This is a genomic window from Streptosporangium sp. NBC_01810, from assembly GCF_035917355.1.
Taxonomy (GTDB): Bacteria; Actinomycetota; Actinomycetes; order Streptosporangiales; family Streptosporangiaceae; genus Streptosporangium.
Genome location: NZ_CP109070.1, coordinates 5,409,646 through 5,425,563 on the forward strand (window position 1 = coordinate 5,409,646; position 15,918 = coordinate 5,425,563).

At 71.1% G+C, this 15,918-nt stretch carries 14 protein-coding genes; 9 read left to right on the forward strand and 5 right to left on the reverse strand.

Going from position 1 to position 15,918, the window contains the following annotated elements:
- Positions 1-47: 47 nt before the first annotated feature.
- Positions 48-3,647, reverse strand: coding sequence for a DUF4153 domain-containing protein (locus OIE13_RS23935; RefSeq protein WP_326636359.1), 3,600 nt, complete (start codon positions 3,645-3,647; stop codon positions 48-50).
- A gap of 135 nt (positions 3,648-3,782) precedes the next feature.
- Entirely contained in the window at positions 3,783-4,472 is a 690-nt protein-coding gene (locus tag OIE13_RS23940) for a response regulator transcription factor (RefSeq protein WP_326636357.1), read from the reverse strand.
- Positions 4,473-4,682: 210 nt separating this feature from the next.
- Here OIE13_RS23940 and OIE13_RS23945 point away from each other — a divergent pair, with 210 nt between their 5' ends.
- The 7 genes from OIE13_RS23945 (at position 4,683) to OIE13_RS23975 (ending at position 11,952) form a co-directional block, all read left to right on the forward strand.
- Positions 4,683-5,528: an arylamine N-acetyltransferase family protein gene (locus OIE13_RS23945; RefSeq protein WP_326828782.1), complete on the forward strand. Its 846-nt coding sequence runs from the start codon at positions 4,683-4,685 to the stop codon at positions 5,526-5,528.
- Positions 5,529-5,821: 293 nt separating this feature from the next.
- Positions 5,822-7,447 (forward strand): serine/threonine-protein kinase, encoded by a 1,626-nt coding sequence (locus OIE13_RS23950; protein WP_326636353.1) that lies wholly within the window; start codon positions 5,822-5,824, stop codon positions 7,445-7,447.
- On the forward strand, positions 7,444-9,405 hold the full coding sequence (locus tag OIE13_RS23955; protein WP_326828783.1) for a hypothetical protein: 1,962 nt from the start codon (positions 7,444-7,446) through the stop codon (positions 9,403-9,405). Before OIE13_RS23950 ends, OIE13_RS23955 begins: the two co-directional genes overlap by 4 nt.
- Positions 9,398-10,969, forward strand: a complete 1,572-nt coding sequence (locus tag OIE13_RS23960; protein ID WP_326636349.1) for a serine/threonine-protein kinase — start codon at positions 9,398-9,400, stop codon at positions 10,967-10,969. The genes OIE13_RS23955 and OIE13_RS23960 overlap by 8 nt, the downstream gene beginning before the upstream one ends.
- Positions 10,970-11,049: 80 nt before the next feature.
- Positions 11,050-11,181: a hypothetical protein gene (locus OIE13_RS23965; protein WP_326636347.1), complete on the forward strand. Its 132-nt coding sequence runs from the start codon at positions 11,050-11,052 to the stop codon at positions 11,179-11,181.
- Positions 11,178-11,513: a hypothetical protein gene (locus OIE13_RS23970; RefSeq protein WP_326636345.1), complete on the forward strand. Its 336-nt coding sequence runs from the start codon at positions 11,178-11,180 to the stop codon at positions 11,511-11,513. The genes OIE13_RS23965 and OIE13_RS23970 overlap by 4 nt, the downstream gene beginning before the upstream one ends.
- Before the next feature lie 247 nt (positions 11,514-11,760).
- Entirely contained in the window at positions 11,761-11,952 is a 192-nt protein-coding gene (locus OIE13_RS23975; protein WP_326636344.1) for a hypothetical protein, read from the forward strand.
- Positions 11,953-12,084: 132 nt separating this feature from the next.
- On the opposite strand, the gene OIE13_RS23980 is transcribed toward OIE13_RS23975, so the two are convergent.
- The gene (locus OIE13_RS23980) at positions 12,085-12,396 is read right to left on the reverse strand and encodes a DUF3817 domain-containing protein (protein WP_326636342.1); all 312 of its coding nucleotides are present in this window, start codon (positions 12,394-12,396) and stop codon (positions 12,085-12,087) included.
- A gap of 29 nt (positions 12,397-12,425) precedes the next feature.
- Positions 12,426-13,253, reverse strand: coding sequence for an SURF1 family protein (locus OIE13_RS23985; RefSeq protein ID WP_326636339.1), 828 nt, complete (start codon positions 13,251-13,253; stop codon positions 12,426-12,428).
- Positions 13,254-13,385: 132 nt separating this feature from the next.
- Here OIE13_RS23985 and OIE13_RS23990 point away from each other — a divergent pair, with 132 nt between their 5' ends.
- Both OIE13_RS23990 and OIE13_RS23995 read left to right on the forward strand, forming a co-directional pair.
- Positions 13,386-13,562, forward strand: coding sequence for a hypothetical protein (locus tag OIE13_RS23990; RefSeq protein ID WP_326636338.1), 177 nt, complete (start codon positions 13,386-13,388; stop codon positions 13,560-13,562).
- Positions 13,563-13,771: 209 nt separating this feature from the next.
- Positions 13,772-14,047, forward strand: a complete 276-nt coding sequence (locus OIE13_RS23995; RefSeq protein ID WP_326636337.1) for a hypothetical protein — start codon at positions 13,772-13,774, stop codon at positions 14,045-14,047.
- On the opposite strand, the gene OIE13_RS24000 is transcribed toward OIE13_RS23995, so the two are convergent.
- On the reverse strand, positions 13,981-15,816 hold the full coding sequence (locus OIE13_RS24000) for a gamma-glutamyltransferase family protein (RefSeq protein WP_326636336.1): 1,836 nt from the start codon (positions 15,814-15,816) through the stop codon (positions 13,981-13,983). The genes OIE13_RS23995 and OIE13_RS24000 overlap by 67 nt on opposite strands.
- Positions 15,817-15,918: the final 102 nt, after the last annotated feature.

Sequence of the window (15,918 nt, forward strand, 5' to 3'; positions counted from 1 at the left end):
GTACGTGACGCGGGCGAGACGTCCGGCTCGGCGGCCCTCGAAGTCGCTCAGTCCTGGTTGGGGATCTCCAGGCGGGAGAGGGTCTGCGAGCACGAGGCGTTCCTGAGCACCGGTCGCCGGGCCAACAGTTCCCTCGCCTCGCGCCGGGCCAGGTTCCAGCCGTTCCAGGGGTCGGGTCCGGCGAGGTCGTTGGCCGCGATCACGTCCAGCAGGACGCAGCTGCGGGACGGCTCGGGCAGCCTGTCCAGTGCGGGGACCGCCTCGGCGCCGAGGTCGCCCAGGTATTCGAGGTCGACCCGGTCCACGCCCCGTACCGCGATCTGGGTCTCGGCGACCCGCAGGTCGGGGTTCCACACCGCGAACGCCAGCAGCGAGGCGCTCGTCATCAGCACGAGGGTCCTGGGCAGCCAGCGTGCGTGCCCTCGCCCGGTGAGCCGGGCCGCGCCCGCGGCGAGGACCAGTGCGAAGACCCCGCCCAGCCACCAGACCGTCGCCTCCACCGAGGCCCGCAGCCGGGAGAGCCCGTAGGCGTCGGCGTACAGGTCCAGGCGGTGCAGCGCGGAGAAGAGGATCACCAGGGTCAGCACGCAGAGCAGGCCGAGCAGCCCGGCCATCAGCCACCGGTCGAAGCCCTTGAGATCCAGCGTCCCCGAGGCGACCGCGACGATCGCCAGCACGAACACGCTGACGATGACGAGCTGGAAGAACCCCGAACGCGCGTACTCGGCGTAGGTCAGCCCGGTGGCGGAGACCACCCACCGGGTGCTGCCGAACAGCACGGTGAGCTGCATCCCCACGAACGTGGCGAACAGCAGGTTGAGCGCCGTCAGCGGGGTCACCCAGAGACCGCGGCCGACCGTGACCTTCAGGTCGGGGGCCTTCGGCTCGGCCACCGGACGCAGGCCGACCAGCACGGCGGAGGCCACCACGGCCGCGAAGACCACGAAGAGGAGGATCCGCAGCGGCAGCGACTCGGCCCAGTCCTGCGCGCTGAACACCTGCTGGACGGCCTCGGCGAAGACCGCGTCCGCCGAGGCGAACAGCGCCCCGAACACCGCCAGCAGCACGACGGTCAGCCCGCCCCCGAACAGCAGGGGGACCACCCTCCTGCGGTCCGCGAGACCCTTCAGCCTCGCTCCGAGGAACCATGGCACCGGCAACAGGCTCAGGAGCACGGACGCACCTCCCCTGAGCACCCCGAGCCAGCCGCGCCCGGCCCCCGACAGAGCGAGCGCGGCCAGCAGGAACCCGGCCGGCAGGAGCATCCCGACCAGCCAGTCGGCGTCCCTGAACATCACCGTCGCGACCAGCCCGTAGGCGATCGCCCCCATCCCGGCCGACCACGGGGTGATCCTGGCTCGCACCGCCGGGATCGCCGCCGCCCCCATGGCGACCGACACCAGCACGAGTCCGAGACCGGCCCTGCTGTACGGCACCGCGACCGCGGCGAGCAACCCGACGGCAGCGGAGGCCGGCAGCACCCACCGGGGGGTGTCCGGCAGGTCGGGCCGGGGGAAGAGGGGCGGCGCCTCGTACCCGCCGGAGCCTCCAGCCCCCTCGGAGACTCTGGAGGCTCCGGGTTTTCCGGATCCTCCCTGTGGCTGAACAGCCGTTCTGTATTCCTCCCGGATCGGCGCGAAACCCCCCGGGGCTCCCGAGGACCCGCTCCTGGCGCCCACCGGCTGCGCCGCTCTCTCCTTCTCCTGGACCTCCGGTACGGTGACGCGCTGCGCGGCGGGTCCCCGCGCGGGAGGCCGGTGCGGGAGCGGTTCGCCGGCGGACCAGATCTCGTTGGTGGGCGTGGTGGCGCCGATGACCGTGCCGACGAACACGCCGATCATGAAGAGGACGGCACCGACGAACGCGGCCAGCAGGACGTCGAAGCCCGCGAGGCCGATGCCCACGATCACCGCGCAGACCAGCCCGGCGACACCCCCGAGGAAGAGACCGAGGAACGCCCCGGACCAGTTCCGCACCACGACCTGCTCCCGGCGCACGTCCCCGTCCCGCCTGTCCCGCACGAGGACCGGCTGGGGGGGAAACGGCTGCGCGGGCGAAGAGGGCAAAGAGGGCGAAGGAGGTGGCACGGCGGGCGCGTCGGACTCGGGAGTGGAGGCTTCGGAGTCCGCAGGGGCGGACATGGGGACGGACACCACCTGGCGCCCAGGCTCCCCGGCGGTGACCTCCCGCCGAGGAGGCCCGAATGCCTCACCGGTCACGGTCGGCCCGGAGACCCCGGATACCTTTTCGACCCCGGCTGGTTCACCGGAACCGGAGTCGATGCCGGCGGCCTCGCGAGGATCCGGCTGCTGAGCATCCCCTGAGATCTCATGAGGTTCCTGTTCCTGAGCGCTCCCGGTGACCTCGTGACGCTCGCCGGCCCCTGTCGGTGTGCCGCTCGCGTGCGAGGCGGCAGACGAGGAGGCGGCAAGGTCCTCGGGGGCCTCGCTCACCTGGGCCTTTCCCGGGGCGGAAGGCGTCGAGACGACGGGATTCGCGACCTCGTACGCAGAGGTCTTGTCCGATACAGAAGGCGTATGAGCCTTACTCGCAGGGGCCTTGTCCGGGGCGCCGCCATGCACTGCCGTGGAGTTCACCTCAAAGGAATTCGCTCCGGAGGAGGAAACGTCCTTGGCAGGCGGAGACGGGGGGTTCATCTCAATCCTTTCCGGGAGGTCGGTCACGATGTGGCAGCCGAGACCGTCTTCGACGTGGATGGAGCCGCCGTGGAGTTCGACGATCTCCTTGGTGATGGCCAGGCCCAGCCCGGCGCCGCCGTCGTCGGCGGTCCGTCCCGCGTCCAGGCGGGAGAAGCGCTCAAACGCCCGCGCCCGGTCCTCGGCCGCGATCCCCGGTCCCTGATCGCTCACCCGGAGCCGGACGCCCTCTCCCCTGGCCACCGCCGCCAGCACCACGGTCCCGCCGTCGGGACTGTGCCGCACCGCGTTGTCCAGCAGGTTGGCGAGGACCTGCGCGAGCAGGTCGGGGTCGGCGCGCATGCTCAGTCCTTCCGGGACCTGGCAGCGGGCCGTCACGTCCTCCCTGGCCAGTACGGCCTCCCGAAGGGCCTGCTCGCAGAGCGGGCGCAGCTCGACGTCCTCACGTTCGATCAGCCGGGCACCCGACTCCAGCCGGGACAGGTCGAGCAGCTGCGCGACCAGCCGGCCCAGCCGCTCGGTCTGGGCGAGCGCGGTGCCGAGGGTGACGGGATCGGGCTCCGAGACCCCGTCGACCACGTTCTCCAGTACCGCACGGAGCGCGGTGATCGGCGTGCGGAGCTCGTGGCTGACGTTGGCCACCAGATCCCGCCGCTGCCGGTCCACCTCGCCCAGATCGGCGGCCATCGCGTTGAAGGCGCGGGCGAGCTCGCCGACCTCGTCACGGGAGGTCGCGGTGACCCGCAGGCCGTACCGGCCCTTGGCGATGGTCTGCGCGGCGGCGGCCATCTCGCGCAGCGGCTTGGTCATTCCCCGCGCGAGCAACTGCACCATGATCAGCGCGAACACCACGGCCACCGCGACGCGCACGTTGCGCGAGTAGCCGGCGTTGAGGCCGACCTCGTTGACGACGAACGCCGCCACCACGGCCAGCAGGATCACCATGCCGAGCTTCGCCTTGATCCGGCCAAGGAAGTCGAGAGGTCTCAAGGGTCGGCGCATCCAGGTGTCGGAGGGAAAGGGCATACAGAGGTTGACTGCCGGGAAGGGCGATCGGTTCTCGTACGGGTACGCTCACCTCCGGCCGGACGCGAGCGCGTTCCGGGGCCGTACCGGAAGGCGCGTTCACTGCCGCACCAGGGCGTAGCCGACGCCGTGGACGGTACGGACGACGCCGGGGCCGAGCTTGCGGCGCAGGGCACGGACGTGGCTGTCGACGGTACGGGTCGCCGCGGCCTCGGAGAAGCCCCAGATGTCCGCCAGCAGCCGCTCCCGCTCGAAGACCTGACCTGGGCGCTCGGCGAGGCGGCAGAGCAGGTCGAACTCGGTCCTGGTCAGCTGGGCCTCGTCGCCCCGCACGTAGACCCGGCGCTCGGCGGTGTCTATCTCGACGTCGGCGACGCGGATGACCGTGTCGGCCACGGCCAGCTGGGAGGCCCGCTCGACCCGGCGGAGCAGGGCGTGCACCCGGGCGACCAGCTCGCGCATGCTGAACGGCTTGGCCATGTAGTCGTCGGCCCCGACCCCGAGCCCCACGAGCAGGTCGGTCTCCTCACCCAGTGCGGTGAGCATGAGCACCGGAACCGGCCTGGCCGCCTGCATCCGCCGGCACACCTCAAGACCGTCGAGGCCGGGCAGCAGCCGGTCGAGCACCACCACGTCGGGCCCCGTCTTCGCGTAGGCGACCAGCGCCGCCTCCCCGTCCCCGACGACCAGCACGTCGAAGCCCTCGGCGGCCAGCCTGTGGCGTACGGCCCGCGCGATCGTCTCGTCGTCCTCGACCACGAGGACACGTCGTTGCTGAGGGGTTGCCATGCTCGGCAGCGTAGACCGGAGCCGTGCAGAAGACCTGCGGTGAATTGTGAAGGTTCTGCGCACTCACCAGGCGCGCCATCTCCAAACGCTTCGATGGCCAGGTCGTCGGCGTGGCCGTGGCCTGGTGGGCCGGGTCCGCCCTGACATCACCGGACGCGCCGCGCCCCGGCATCGCTAGGTCCGCGACCGTCCCGGCGTTACCGTGACGGAGTGATCGATGTCACCGCGTACCTCCGCAGGATCGACGTCAGGGTCGACGGCCCTCCGAGCGTGGAGTCGCTGCACCTGCTGCACCGGGCACACGTGCAACGGGTGCCGTACGAATGCCTGGAGATCTGGCTGGGCCGGCCGACGACCGTCGACCCCGCGGAGTCGGCCGCGCGGATCATCGGTGGCCGGGGTGGCTACTGCTACCACCTCAACGGGGCGTTCTCCTTGCTGCTGGAGGCGCTCGGCTACCGGGTGCGGAGGCACGTGGGCGGGGTGCAGGGCAAGGCCGAGGGGCCGCCGAACGTGGACGGCGGCCATCTCGTGCTCACCGTCTCCGGTCTGCCCTGCCCGGACAATCCCGACGGTGAGTGGCTGGTCGACCAGGGCCTCGGCGACGCGATCCACGCCCCGCTCCCACTCGTCGAGGGCGTCTACCGGCAGGGCCCCTTCACCTACGGCCTGCGCCCCTCCGAGGTGGAGCCCGGCGGATGGCGGTTCGACCATGACCCGCGCGGCAGCTTCCTCGGCATGGACTTCCGCGCCGGACCCGCCGAGATGTCGGAGTTCGCCGCGATGCACGAGTTCCTGTCCACCTCTCCCGAGTCGGGCTTCGTACGGGTGGCCACGGTTCAGCGGCGCGACGCGAGCGGTGTCGACGCGATGCGGGGCCTGGTCCTCACCCGTATCGGCGACCGCGAACACACCCTGACCGCGCAGACCGAACGCGACTACTTCGAGATACTGGCCGACGTCTTCGCCCTCCCCCTGGCCGACGTCACCCCCTCCGAACGCGCCAAACTCTGGCAGCGCCTGTGGACCGCCCACGAGAGATGGTTTGAATCCTGAGATTCAAACTCTCCACGGCCACTCGGTCGAACCAGGAGACATGATCGCCCCCGCCCGTACGGGCGCCTGACCTCGACTCCGGGGCGTCGGCGGCACGCCCTCCCCACGGCCACTCGGTCGAACCGATTTTCCGCCCGTACGGGCGCCGGCTCTCGGCTCCGTCGCGTTGTGAGGACGCCCATGACACCGCGTAAGCGGAAACCAGGTCTCAATGCGGCAGGCGGAATCCCTTTTCATTGGTTCATGTGCCGCTAAGTGACTATGTTGCTGTCCGCGATGGGATAGCGAACGGGGTGAGCAGGATCGACACTCAAGTGCTGGCGGACCGCTATCGGCTACTCAGCCCTCTCTCCGGGGGCGGGGCAGGCACGGTCTGGCTCGCCACCGACGAGATGCTTGGCCGTGACGTGGCGGTGAAGGAGGTTCGGCTCCCGCCTGACCTCGATCCCGCCAGGCGGCGGGAGGTCCTCGCCTCGGCGCTTCGCGAGGCCAACCTCGCCGCCAGGCTCAAGCATCCCTCGATCGTGACCGTCCATGACGTGGTCATCGACCAGGAGCGGCCCTGGATCGTCATGGAGCTTCTTTCAGGCGCGTCTCTGGAGCAAACGGTCCGCGACCGGAGCCCGCTGCCGCTGCACCAGGTGGCCAGGATCGGTGTGGGCATCCTCAGCGCGCTCGGCACCGCCCACGCCGCCGGTGTGGTCCACCGCGACGTGAAACCGGGCAACGTCTTTCTCACCAGGACCGGCAGGGCGGTCCTCACCGACTTCGGCACCGCGGTCGTCGACGGCGAGGTCACCTCAGGTCGGACCGGCCACCTGATCGGCTCGCCCAACTACATCGCGCCGGAACAACTGCGCGGCGAACGCAGCGGCCCCGCCTCCGACCTGTGGTCTCTCGGCGCCACGCTCTACTTCGCCGTTGAGGGTATGCCGCCGCACCCGGCGGAGACCCCCATCGCGGCGATCGACCGGGTGCTCACCGAGCCGCCCAGGCCGCCGGAGCGCGCGGGCGGGCTGGGCCCGCTGCTGATGCTCATGCTCGACCCGGTTCCCAAGGCCCGGCCGTCGTTCGACGCCGTCGCCCGCTCCCTGGCCGAGCTGGCCACCGGCCGTACGGTCGCCAAGGCCGACAGGGCCGGCGGGATTCCAGCCGCCGCACCGCACCACCCCCTACCGCCCGCCGTCCCCGCCTCTGCTCCCGCCTCTGCCCCCGTCTCCCCCTCTGTCCCCGTACAGCCGTCCAAGCCGGGCCGGGGACGTGCGGCGCAATGGGCCGCCGCCGAGATGGCCGGGATCGCGGTGGTCATCGGGGTCACCTTCGGGGTGACGTTCCTGCTGACCCCGGCCCCGACGGCCGCCGAGAGAGGGATCAGGCTCAGCGAAAGTCCCGGCGCCTTCAGCACTCCTGTGGACGTGTGCAGGCTCATCCCCGGCAACAGGGCCAGGCAACTGCTGCCCGCGCTGACCGGCGAGGGCAAGCCCACCAACGACGGGGGCTGCCAGTGGGCGGTCAGTGGCATGGGACTGGAGGTGCGTCTTCCCGATAGCAAGCAGTGGGGCAAGAGCCCTCAGCAGGCCCACGAGCTGTTCGTGAACCAGCACCAGAGCACCATACCGAGCGGGGAGAACGCCTGGAGCTGGCCGGAGATCCAGGCCGGTATCCGCTCCGCCCGCTCCACGGCGCCGACGGCCGTGAAACCCGTCGGGGACGAGTCGTTCGGCTACGACGTCTACGAGAACCGCAGGACAGGCAGGCTGGAGCAGAGCTATGTGATCATCCGTGTGGACAGCCTCGTCCTGGAGGTCGGTTACACCGTGGTGGACGGCAGCAAGGACGGTCCTGCGATCCAGGCGGGTGCCCACACCACCGCGACGTGGGTCGCGAACGCGTTGAACAATCAGAAAGCGGGCGAATGAACCATCCAGACGTCCCCTCATCGCAGGGCAGGCACGCGGGCGGGCACACCGCCCCCGCGCCGGGGCCGGGGCCGGGGCCGGGGATCGCCGGAACCGGGGGCCCGCCCATGCTCGAGCAGAGCTCGCTGGAGCAGGTGATCACCCGGTTCGGGCCGATGTCCCCGCAGCAGGCCGCGATGGTCGGCGTGGCCGTGCTGGACCAGCTCGTGGTGATACACAGGCAGGGCATGCTCCACGGGGATGTGCGACCGGGCTCGGTGTTGCTCGGCCCGTACGAGCAGATCGTCCTCACCGCGCCCTCCCTGCCGTCCTCGCTCTTCACCTCTCCCGAGGGCGTGACCAGCCCTGCCGCCGACCTGTGGTCGCTCGGCGCGACCCTCTACACCGCGGTCGAGGGCCGCCTGCCGTCGCCGGGCGGCTCCCTGGACAACGCGGGCCCGATCGCACCCATCCTGTTCCGCCTTCTCGCGGGCGACCCCACCCAGCGACCCGATCCCGACACCCTGCGCAATGCCCTGCTCGACGTCTCCCTGTACCGTCCCGAACCTCCCGCCCCCCCACTCCCCTGGGGTGCGCTCTCCCAGGTTCCGGGACCCACCCCTTCCGCTCCCTCCGGCCCCTCCTCCCCTTCCGCTCCCTCCACCCCTTCCGCTCCCTCCGGCCCCTCCACCCCTTCCGCTCCCTCCACCCCCTCCGCTCCCTCCGGCCCCTCCACCCCCTCCACCCCCTCCGCTCCCTCCACCCCCTCCGCTCCCTCCGGCCCCTCCGGCCCCTCCGGCCCCTCCACCCCCTCCGCTCCCGGAGCACCGGCGGCCTTCGGGCAGGCGGCCTTCCCGACCCTCGCGGCACCGGTACCCCAACCGCTCAGCGGCCCTGAAGCACCAGGAACGGCGGGAGCCTCCGGGGGGCAGGAGGGCGGGACCGTTTCGATCACCGAAGCGGAGGTGACCACGCCCTTCAGGAAGAACCTGACCGAGCAGATATCCACAGTCACCGCCGGGCTCGCCCCCCAGGACGTCTCGGCCCCCCAACAGGCCGCGCCCCCTGCCCCGAACGCGCCGACCGCCTGGCCGGGACCGCTCCCTCCCCTGGACACACCGGCCGCCTGGCAGGACCCGCCCTCAAGCCCGCCTCCCCAGGGCTCACCTCACCAGGACCCGTCCCCCCCCGGCGGGCCCTTCCAGCACGGTCCCCCGCCAGCCCACTCGAACCCCCCGGACACCCCCACCTCACGCGAGTTGGTCCCCACCCCCGACGCGGCACGGGAGATGGCGGACGAGCCCACCGGGCGTTCCGCGCGGGCGACGGGGGTGCTCGTGCCCCGGCCGGTCGTGGCACTGACCGGGGTGCTGCTCTTCGGCATGGCGGTCAGCATCGGCGTCCTGCTCACCTCGGTGCTCGCCAACGCCGACGGCGACATCTCCGTTACCCCCTCCGGGGCCAAGGGGCGCTTCGCCACGGCGCCCCGGGCCTGTGGCCTGCTCGACGACAAGCAGGTGAACCAGCTGGTGCCGGGATTCAACAGCTCGGAGGTCGAACACTCGGCGTGCGACTGGCTCAACCGGTACGACTGGCGCAAACCCAACGTGGAGAAGTACGACCTGCGGGTCCGGCTGATCGCCCAGAAGCAGAACGGGTCGGAGGTCGCGAGAGCGAAGGAGTATCTGGCCGGCAAGAAGAAGGACACCCTCGACAAGGGCCAGTTCGCCACCCCCAAGCCGACCCCGCCCAAGGACCTGCGAGGGATCGGCGAGGAGGCCTTCACCTCCGGCGGGCACAACTCCATCAACCTGTACGGCGGGTCCTACAAGACAACGGTGGTCTTCCGGATCAGCAACCTGATCGCCGAGGTCGACTACGAGCGGGGCGGTGTCAAGGATGACCCGGACGGCAAGATCGCCGAAGGCGCGTTGCAGGCCGCGCGCTGGCTCGCCGAGTCCCTGAAGACCGATGAGTGATCCGGCGTCCGGCCCGCTGCCCGTGCTGGCGGGCCGCTACCGGGCGCTCGCACGGCTCGGCGCGGGCGGGATGGGCGTGGTGTGGCGGGCCCGTGACGAGCTCCTCCACCGCGAGGTGGCGATCAAGGAGGTCACGCTCGCCCCGCACCTGCCCCAGGCGCACCGCGACGAGATGCGGGAGCGCACCATGCGCGAGGCCCGCGCCGCCGCCAGACTCGGACATCCGTCCATCGTGGCCGTCCACGACGTCATCGCCCAGGACGGCCGCCCGTGGATCGTGATGGACCTGGTCAGGGGCCGTTCGCTGGACGACGCGATCCGCGCCGGCGGACCGCTCCCGCCGCACCGGGTGGCCGTGATCGGCCTGGCCGTGCTGGACGCGCTGACCCTCGCGCACAGCCGGGGCATCATGCACCGCGACGTGAAACCGGCCAACATCATGCTCGCCCAGGACGGCGGGGTGTTGCTGACTGACTTCGGCATCGCCACGCTGGAGGGCGACGCCCAGCTCACCTCACCGGACGCGCTGGTCGGCTCCCCGGGCTACATCGCCCCCGAGCGGCTGCGCGGCGCCGGCGACGGCCCGTCCGCCGACCTGTGGTCCCTGGGCGCGACCCTGTACGCGGCGGTCGAGGGCCAGGGGCCCTTCCGGCGTGACACGCCGGTCGCCACCATCGGTGCGGTGCTCACCCAGGACACCCCTTTCCCGTCCCGGGCCGGGGAACTGGCTCCCGTACTGCTGGCCATGCTGGCCAAGGAGCCCCGGCAGCGACCGGGAGAGTCCGGGCTGCGCACCGCGCTACGGCAGGTCGCCCAGGGACTGCCCGCGGGACCGCTCTCCCCGACGACCGCACCGCAGGTACCGCCGCCCCAGACCGCGACACTCCAGATCGCGGCCCCGGCACCGGCCAGACCGCGCCGTACCGGCCTGATCGTCGGAGCCTCGCTGGCCGTGGTCGCGGCGGCGGTGGCCGGTACGGCGGCGGTGGCCGGTACGGGGCTGCTGACCATGGGCGGGTCCGAGACGTCCGGGACACCGCCGCGGGCGGCGGACGCCGGCCGGTTCGCCACCGCCCCCGACCCGTGCACGCTGCTGGCCGGGTCCCAGGTCGAGGTCGCGGTGCCGAGTGCGTCACCGCTGCCCATGGAGGGCAGGCAGGGCCACGAGCCCTACTGCAGCTGGGACAGCTCCCTGGGCGATACCCGTACCGACCGCAGGCTGCAGGTCGCGGTCGGTCACATGGCTCCCACCCCCGGCAAGAGCGGCCCCGACACCGCCCACGCGTTCTTCGTCTCCGAGCGCACCAGGACCATCGCCGACCAGGGCAACGGCCTCCTGGGCTCCACAGGCCCGCTCAGGAACATCGGCCGGGTCGGGGCGGAGGCGTTCTCCTACGACATCGTCGCCCTGGACCGGATCCACTCCCTGATCCGGTTCCGGGTGAGCAACCTGCTGGTCGAGGTCAACCTGTCGGAGGTGGGAAAGCGTGCCGGAACCGCGCTGCGACGGGACGCTCTGAAGATCGCACGCCAGGTCTCCGAGGAGCTGAACAGCCGTGACTGAGGAACGCGTCCGCCGGGACGGCTCGCGTTGACCGACGCCGAGAAGCACACCGGACAGCACACCGGACCGGGAGGGTTCGCATGACCGATCCCGGCCTTCTGGCCGGGCGCTACCGCATGCTGGAGCGCCGCGACCGCGCGGGCACGAGCTGGCGCTCGCGCGACGAGCTGCTCCGCCGTGACGTCACGATCACCGAAAGTACAGCCTGGTGATCTCCACCTTCGGCTTCGTCTCCGACGAGGCGGCCCGGCGCACCTACGCGAGGTTCCTCAAGGAGACCCGCGAACGGACCAGGACGGACGTGGGAGCTCCGGTCACCCACGTCAAACCGGCTGAGGCACTGGCCGGGATCGGCTCCGAGGCATATGCCGACGAGGTCACCAACGAACTGACCTACACCGGCTCGGTGGTCTTCCGTGCGGCCAACCTCGTGGTCGCCGTCCAGTACCAGCGCGGCATCGCCGAGGACGTCGACGGCAGTACGAGCAGGGGCGCGCTCAAGACCGCCCGGTGGATCCTGGAAAGGCTCAGCCGGGAGAAGTGAGCCCCGGACCTGGCCTCAACGGACCTGACCTCAACGGACCTGACCTCAGCCGGGCAGGCGGAACGGTCGTCTCGGGAGAGTCTGATGGACGAGATGGCCCCGGCGTGGCGGCGCTCAGGGCACTGGCGGAGCAGCGGGAATCACGATATATCTCGGCTGGAACCGCGCGGTGTGTCCACACGTTGGACTGGCGACGCACAATGAAATACAGACGGGGCGTCCGCCCCGCGTTCGGAGGATGTTGAGGATGTCGCCTATCCAGAAGTACGCGATCGGCGCCGGAGCAGTGGTGTTCCTGTCGTGGCTGTTCCTGCCGGGTTTCCTGACGCTGCTGATCCTCCTGGGCGTCGTCGCCGCCCCGGTCGTCGGCTACCTGATGCTCGATCCGTCCCAGCGCGAGCGGCTCAAGCGCGCCCGCCGTCGTGGTCTCGGCCGCTGACGCGAGGACTGTCCCACCCGTCGCGGCCCGGCCTCGCGAGCCCACGTCCACGGGCCACGACAGCCGGGCCGACGGGGACCGGATCGCGAGGGGCCCTGCCGGCAGGGACCGGACCGCGAGGGGCCCGGCCGATCAGGCGGCGGCGGTCGCGAGCTCTGATTCCACCCGGCGGGTGACCCTGCGCTCGAACACGAACGAGAGCAGCGGCACGGTGCCGGCGAGCATCACCCCGAGGATGTACTGCCACGTCCAGCGCGCCTTCATGCCCAGGTTCATCGCGGCCACGAGATAGAGCATGTAGAGGAAGCCATGGATCGGGGAGACGACCTTCGAGGGCTCCTCGATGCCGAAGCCGTACCTGAGCACGATGCAGGTGACCAGGACGAGCAGCATCACGCCGACGATGTAGGCCAGGATGCGAAAGGGCTTGAGAGCGGATTCCACTGTCGGTTACCTCGGTCTTGGGGTTCGGTTCACGGGGTGGTGTGAGCTGGCAGGGCGGGGGTTTCGGGCGCGGCGGCGGCTCCGGCGTCGAAATCGGAGTCCGAGCCGGAGTCTGAGCCGGAGCCGGGGGTGCTCTCCCGCACGCGGCCGCGCAGCGCGTCGCGTACGAAGTGCCACCACATGAAGACCGCGAACAGCCCGAAGATCCACCACTGGGCGGCATAGGCGAGGTTGCGCCAGGTGAGCACCCCCGACTCGGTCGGCGGGGGGACGTTCACCGGCCTGGCCGCGACCGCGGGAGCCGGTGACTGCTCGCCTGCCACCACGAACCCGTTGCGCAGCTTCGTGTCCCGCCAGAGGTTGATCAGTTCGGCCGACGACACGGTCAGCACCTGCCCCTGCGGCAGCTGCCGGGTCCGGCGCTGGACACTGTCGGTGGCCTCCGAGGGCTGCAGCCGCCCGCTGACGGTCACCCTGCCCTCGGGCACGGCCGCCACGGCGGGATCCTGCGCCGTGGCCACCCAGCCACGCACGATGGGAACGAAGGTTCCGTCGCCGAGATCGAGCGCGGTGAGCAACCACAGGCCCCCGTCGCGCTCGGCCACCAGAAGCTGCTTCGAGGCGTCGAAAGTGCCTTCCGCGGTCACCCTGTGGCTGACCGCATCGGCCGTTATGTGCTTTCCGGGCGTGGTGAGGGTGGTGACCGCCACGGGGGCGGGGTCGACCAATGCCCGGGGCCCACCGGACTCCTCGAAGACGCCGAGCTGCCACCTGCCCAGCAGCCCGCACACGACGAGGGCTCCGACCGCGAGCAGGTGGAGCGCCACCACGCGGGCGGAGAACAGGATCCGGAGCATGACACCACGCTATCCGCCCCGGTAGGCGGTCCGGCCCTCAGCACCCGCCTCGGCCCGGCGCGAGGACGGCCTTCCCGTGAAAGTGGACAAATCAGTGTTGGGGAGGCACCCAATATCGCTAAAGTCATCCCCATGTCTGATCCTCAGCAGATTGACCCTGCGGGCAACACCCAGGCGTTCCGCGCGTTCGCCCAGCGCAAGGACCCGGAGGCCGCCCCCGAGAAGCGGTCGCTCACACTGCCGATCACGGCGGCCGTGGTGGTCGCGGTGCTGGTCATCGTCGTCGTGGCCGCATACCTGCTGCTCTAACAACCGAACGGTACGAAGCGCCGACGGCACCGCCCTCGGCGCTTTTCGCGTTCCCGGGCGACGGGAACGTGCCGACCGGTTGGTGTGATGAGACTCACCGCACCCCGAGTATGGACGGTGCGGCCACCGCTCACTAAATTAGACAGGAAATCCAATAGTAACGAGCGTGGAACGCTCTCATCGCCACAGCAGGAACCGGGGGAAAGTCTGTGCCGCCGGAGAGGTCGCCGACGGCAGAGGCCGGCAAGGAGCTCGAGGTCGACGTGATCGTCTACGGCACCGGCTTCAAGGTCGTCGAGGCGCTGGACGGGCAGCGGATCATCGGCAGGAACGGCCTGTCGCCGGTCGCCCGGCCGCTGAAACCGGTGGCGCGGCCGGGGCCGTGCCACCGGGCGTCCGTGTGTACCGCCGCGAGAGGCTACCTGCGCTCGCTTACCACCAGCGCGCTGCCACCGCCGCGCCGGGTCGGTTCCGCGACCGCCTGAAGCCTCCCGTTCCGCAGGAACTCGACAGCCGTGGCCGCGCCGATCTCGGGGTTCAGCACGAGGCTGTGGCCCTGGAGCGTGAGCTCGGCGCCGTAACGATCGATGAACGCCTGCTCGGCCTGGGTCTGGGCGGTGTTGCGCTGCGTGGCCCGGGGGGCGGCGAGCGCCTCGGGCAGCGACATGCCGAAGTCCCAGCGGTCGAGGAGGATCTGCAACACGGTGGTGATGATCGTCGAGCCGCCGGGGGAACCCAGCGCGAGCAGTGGCCTGTCATCGGCCAGGACGATCGTCGGCGCCATCGAGGAGCGGGGCCGCTTGCCCGGCGCGGGCAGGTTCGGGTCACCGGGGGCGGGGCCGAAGGTGAAGTCGGTCAGCTCGTTGTTGAGCAGGAAGCCCCTGCCGGGGACGACGATGCCGTTGCCTCCGGTCGACTCGATGGTGATGTTGTAGGCGACCACGTTGCCCCACCGGTCCGCGACCACCAGGTGCGTGGTCTCCGGCCCCTCCTTCGCCACCTCTGGGGCCGTCTCGGCGGCCTCGGCGGACGGCGCCGCCTGGCACGGCCCGTACACCCCGTCGGGGGCGCCCGGCGCGGCCGGATGCGGCATCGCCCGCTCGCCGATCAGGCAGGCGCGCTCCTTGGCGAACCCGTCGGAGAGCAGCTCCTTCAGCGGGACGCCGGGGATGTCTCCGACGTACTTGCCCCGGTCGGCGAAGGCGAGCCTGGACGCCTCCAGGTACTCGTGCTCACCGACCTCGGGCAGGGCCTCAAGGATGTTGAGCGCCTCACCGACCGTCGAGCCTCCCGAGGACGGCGGCGCCATGCCGTACACGTCCATGCCCTTGTACGTCATCTTCGTGGGCGGCCGTTCGAGCGCCCGGTACGCCTTCAGGTCGGACAACTCCATCAGCCCCGGCCGCACGTTACGGGTGGAGCCAGGGGTGATGGGCGGCTTCTTGACCGTGGCCACGACCTCGGCGCCGAGGGCACCGCCGTACAGCCACTCCCCTCCCTGCCTGCCGAGCCTGCGGTAGGTGTCGGCCAGCTCGGGGTTGCGGAAGGTGGAGCCGACCGGCGGCGGGGCGCCGCCAGGCAGGTAGAGCTTGGCCGTGGAGGTGAAGTCCTTGAAGCGGGCGGCGTTGGCGGCGGTCTGGTCGTAGAAGGTCTGGTCGACCTTGAACCCCTTGGAGGCGACGTCGATCGCGGGTTTCAGCGCCTGGCGCAGCGAGAGCGTGCCGAACCTGCGCAGTGCCAGCTCCCACTGGGCCACGCTGCCGGGCACCCCCGCAGACAGTCCGCTGGTCACGGCGTCGTCGAACGGGATGCCCTCCAGGGACGTCGGTCCCATCGCCTTCGGCGCGGTCTCCCGGCCGTCGATCGTGTGGACCTTCTTGCGGCGCGCGTCGTAGTAGACGATGAACCCGCCCCCGGCCAGCCCCGCCGAATAAGGCTCGGTCACGCCCAGGGCGGCCGCCGCGGCGACCGCGGCGTCCATGGCGTTGCCGCCCTCGCGCAACACGCCCAGCGCGGCCTTGCTGGCGTCGAGGTCGACGGTCGAGACCGCGCCGCCGGACCCCTCGGCGACGGGTTTCTTCTCCAGCTGCGGCGACAGCGGCGGTGACAGCAGCGGTGACAGCGGCGGTGACAGCGGCGGCGGCGACACCGGCGGAGAGACCGCGGATGGAGATGCCAGCGCGGGTTGGACGAGCAGTAAGGAACTTCCCACCAGGATCCCCGCCAGGGGGGTGGCGACGCGACGACTGATCATGAAGACCTCCCGCAGACAGCTTGACTCAGCCGGTGAGCCTTGTCAGCCCCTTCCCTAACCCAAGGGATGTAGTGCCACATACCTCACTGAACGGACGTAACC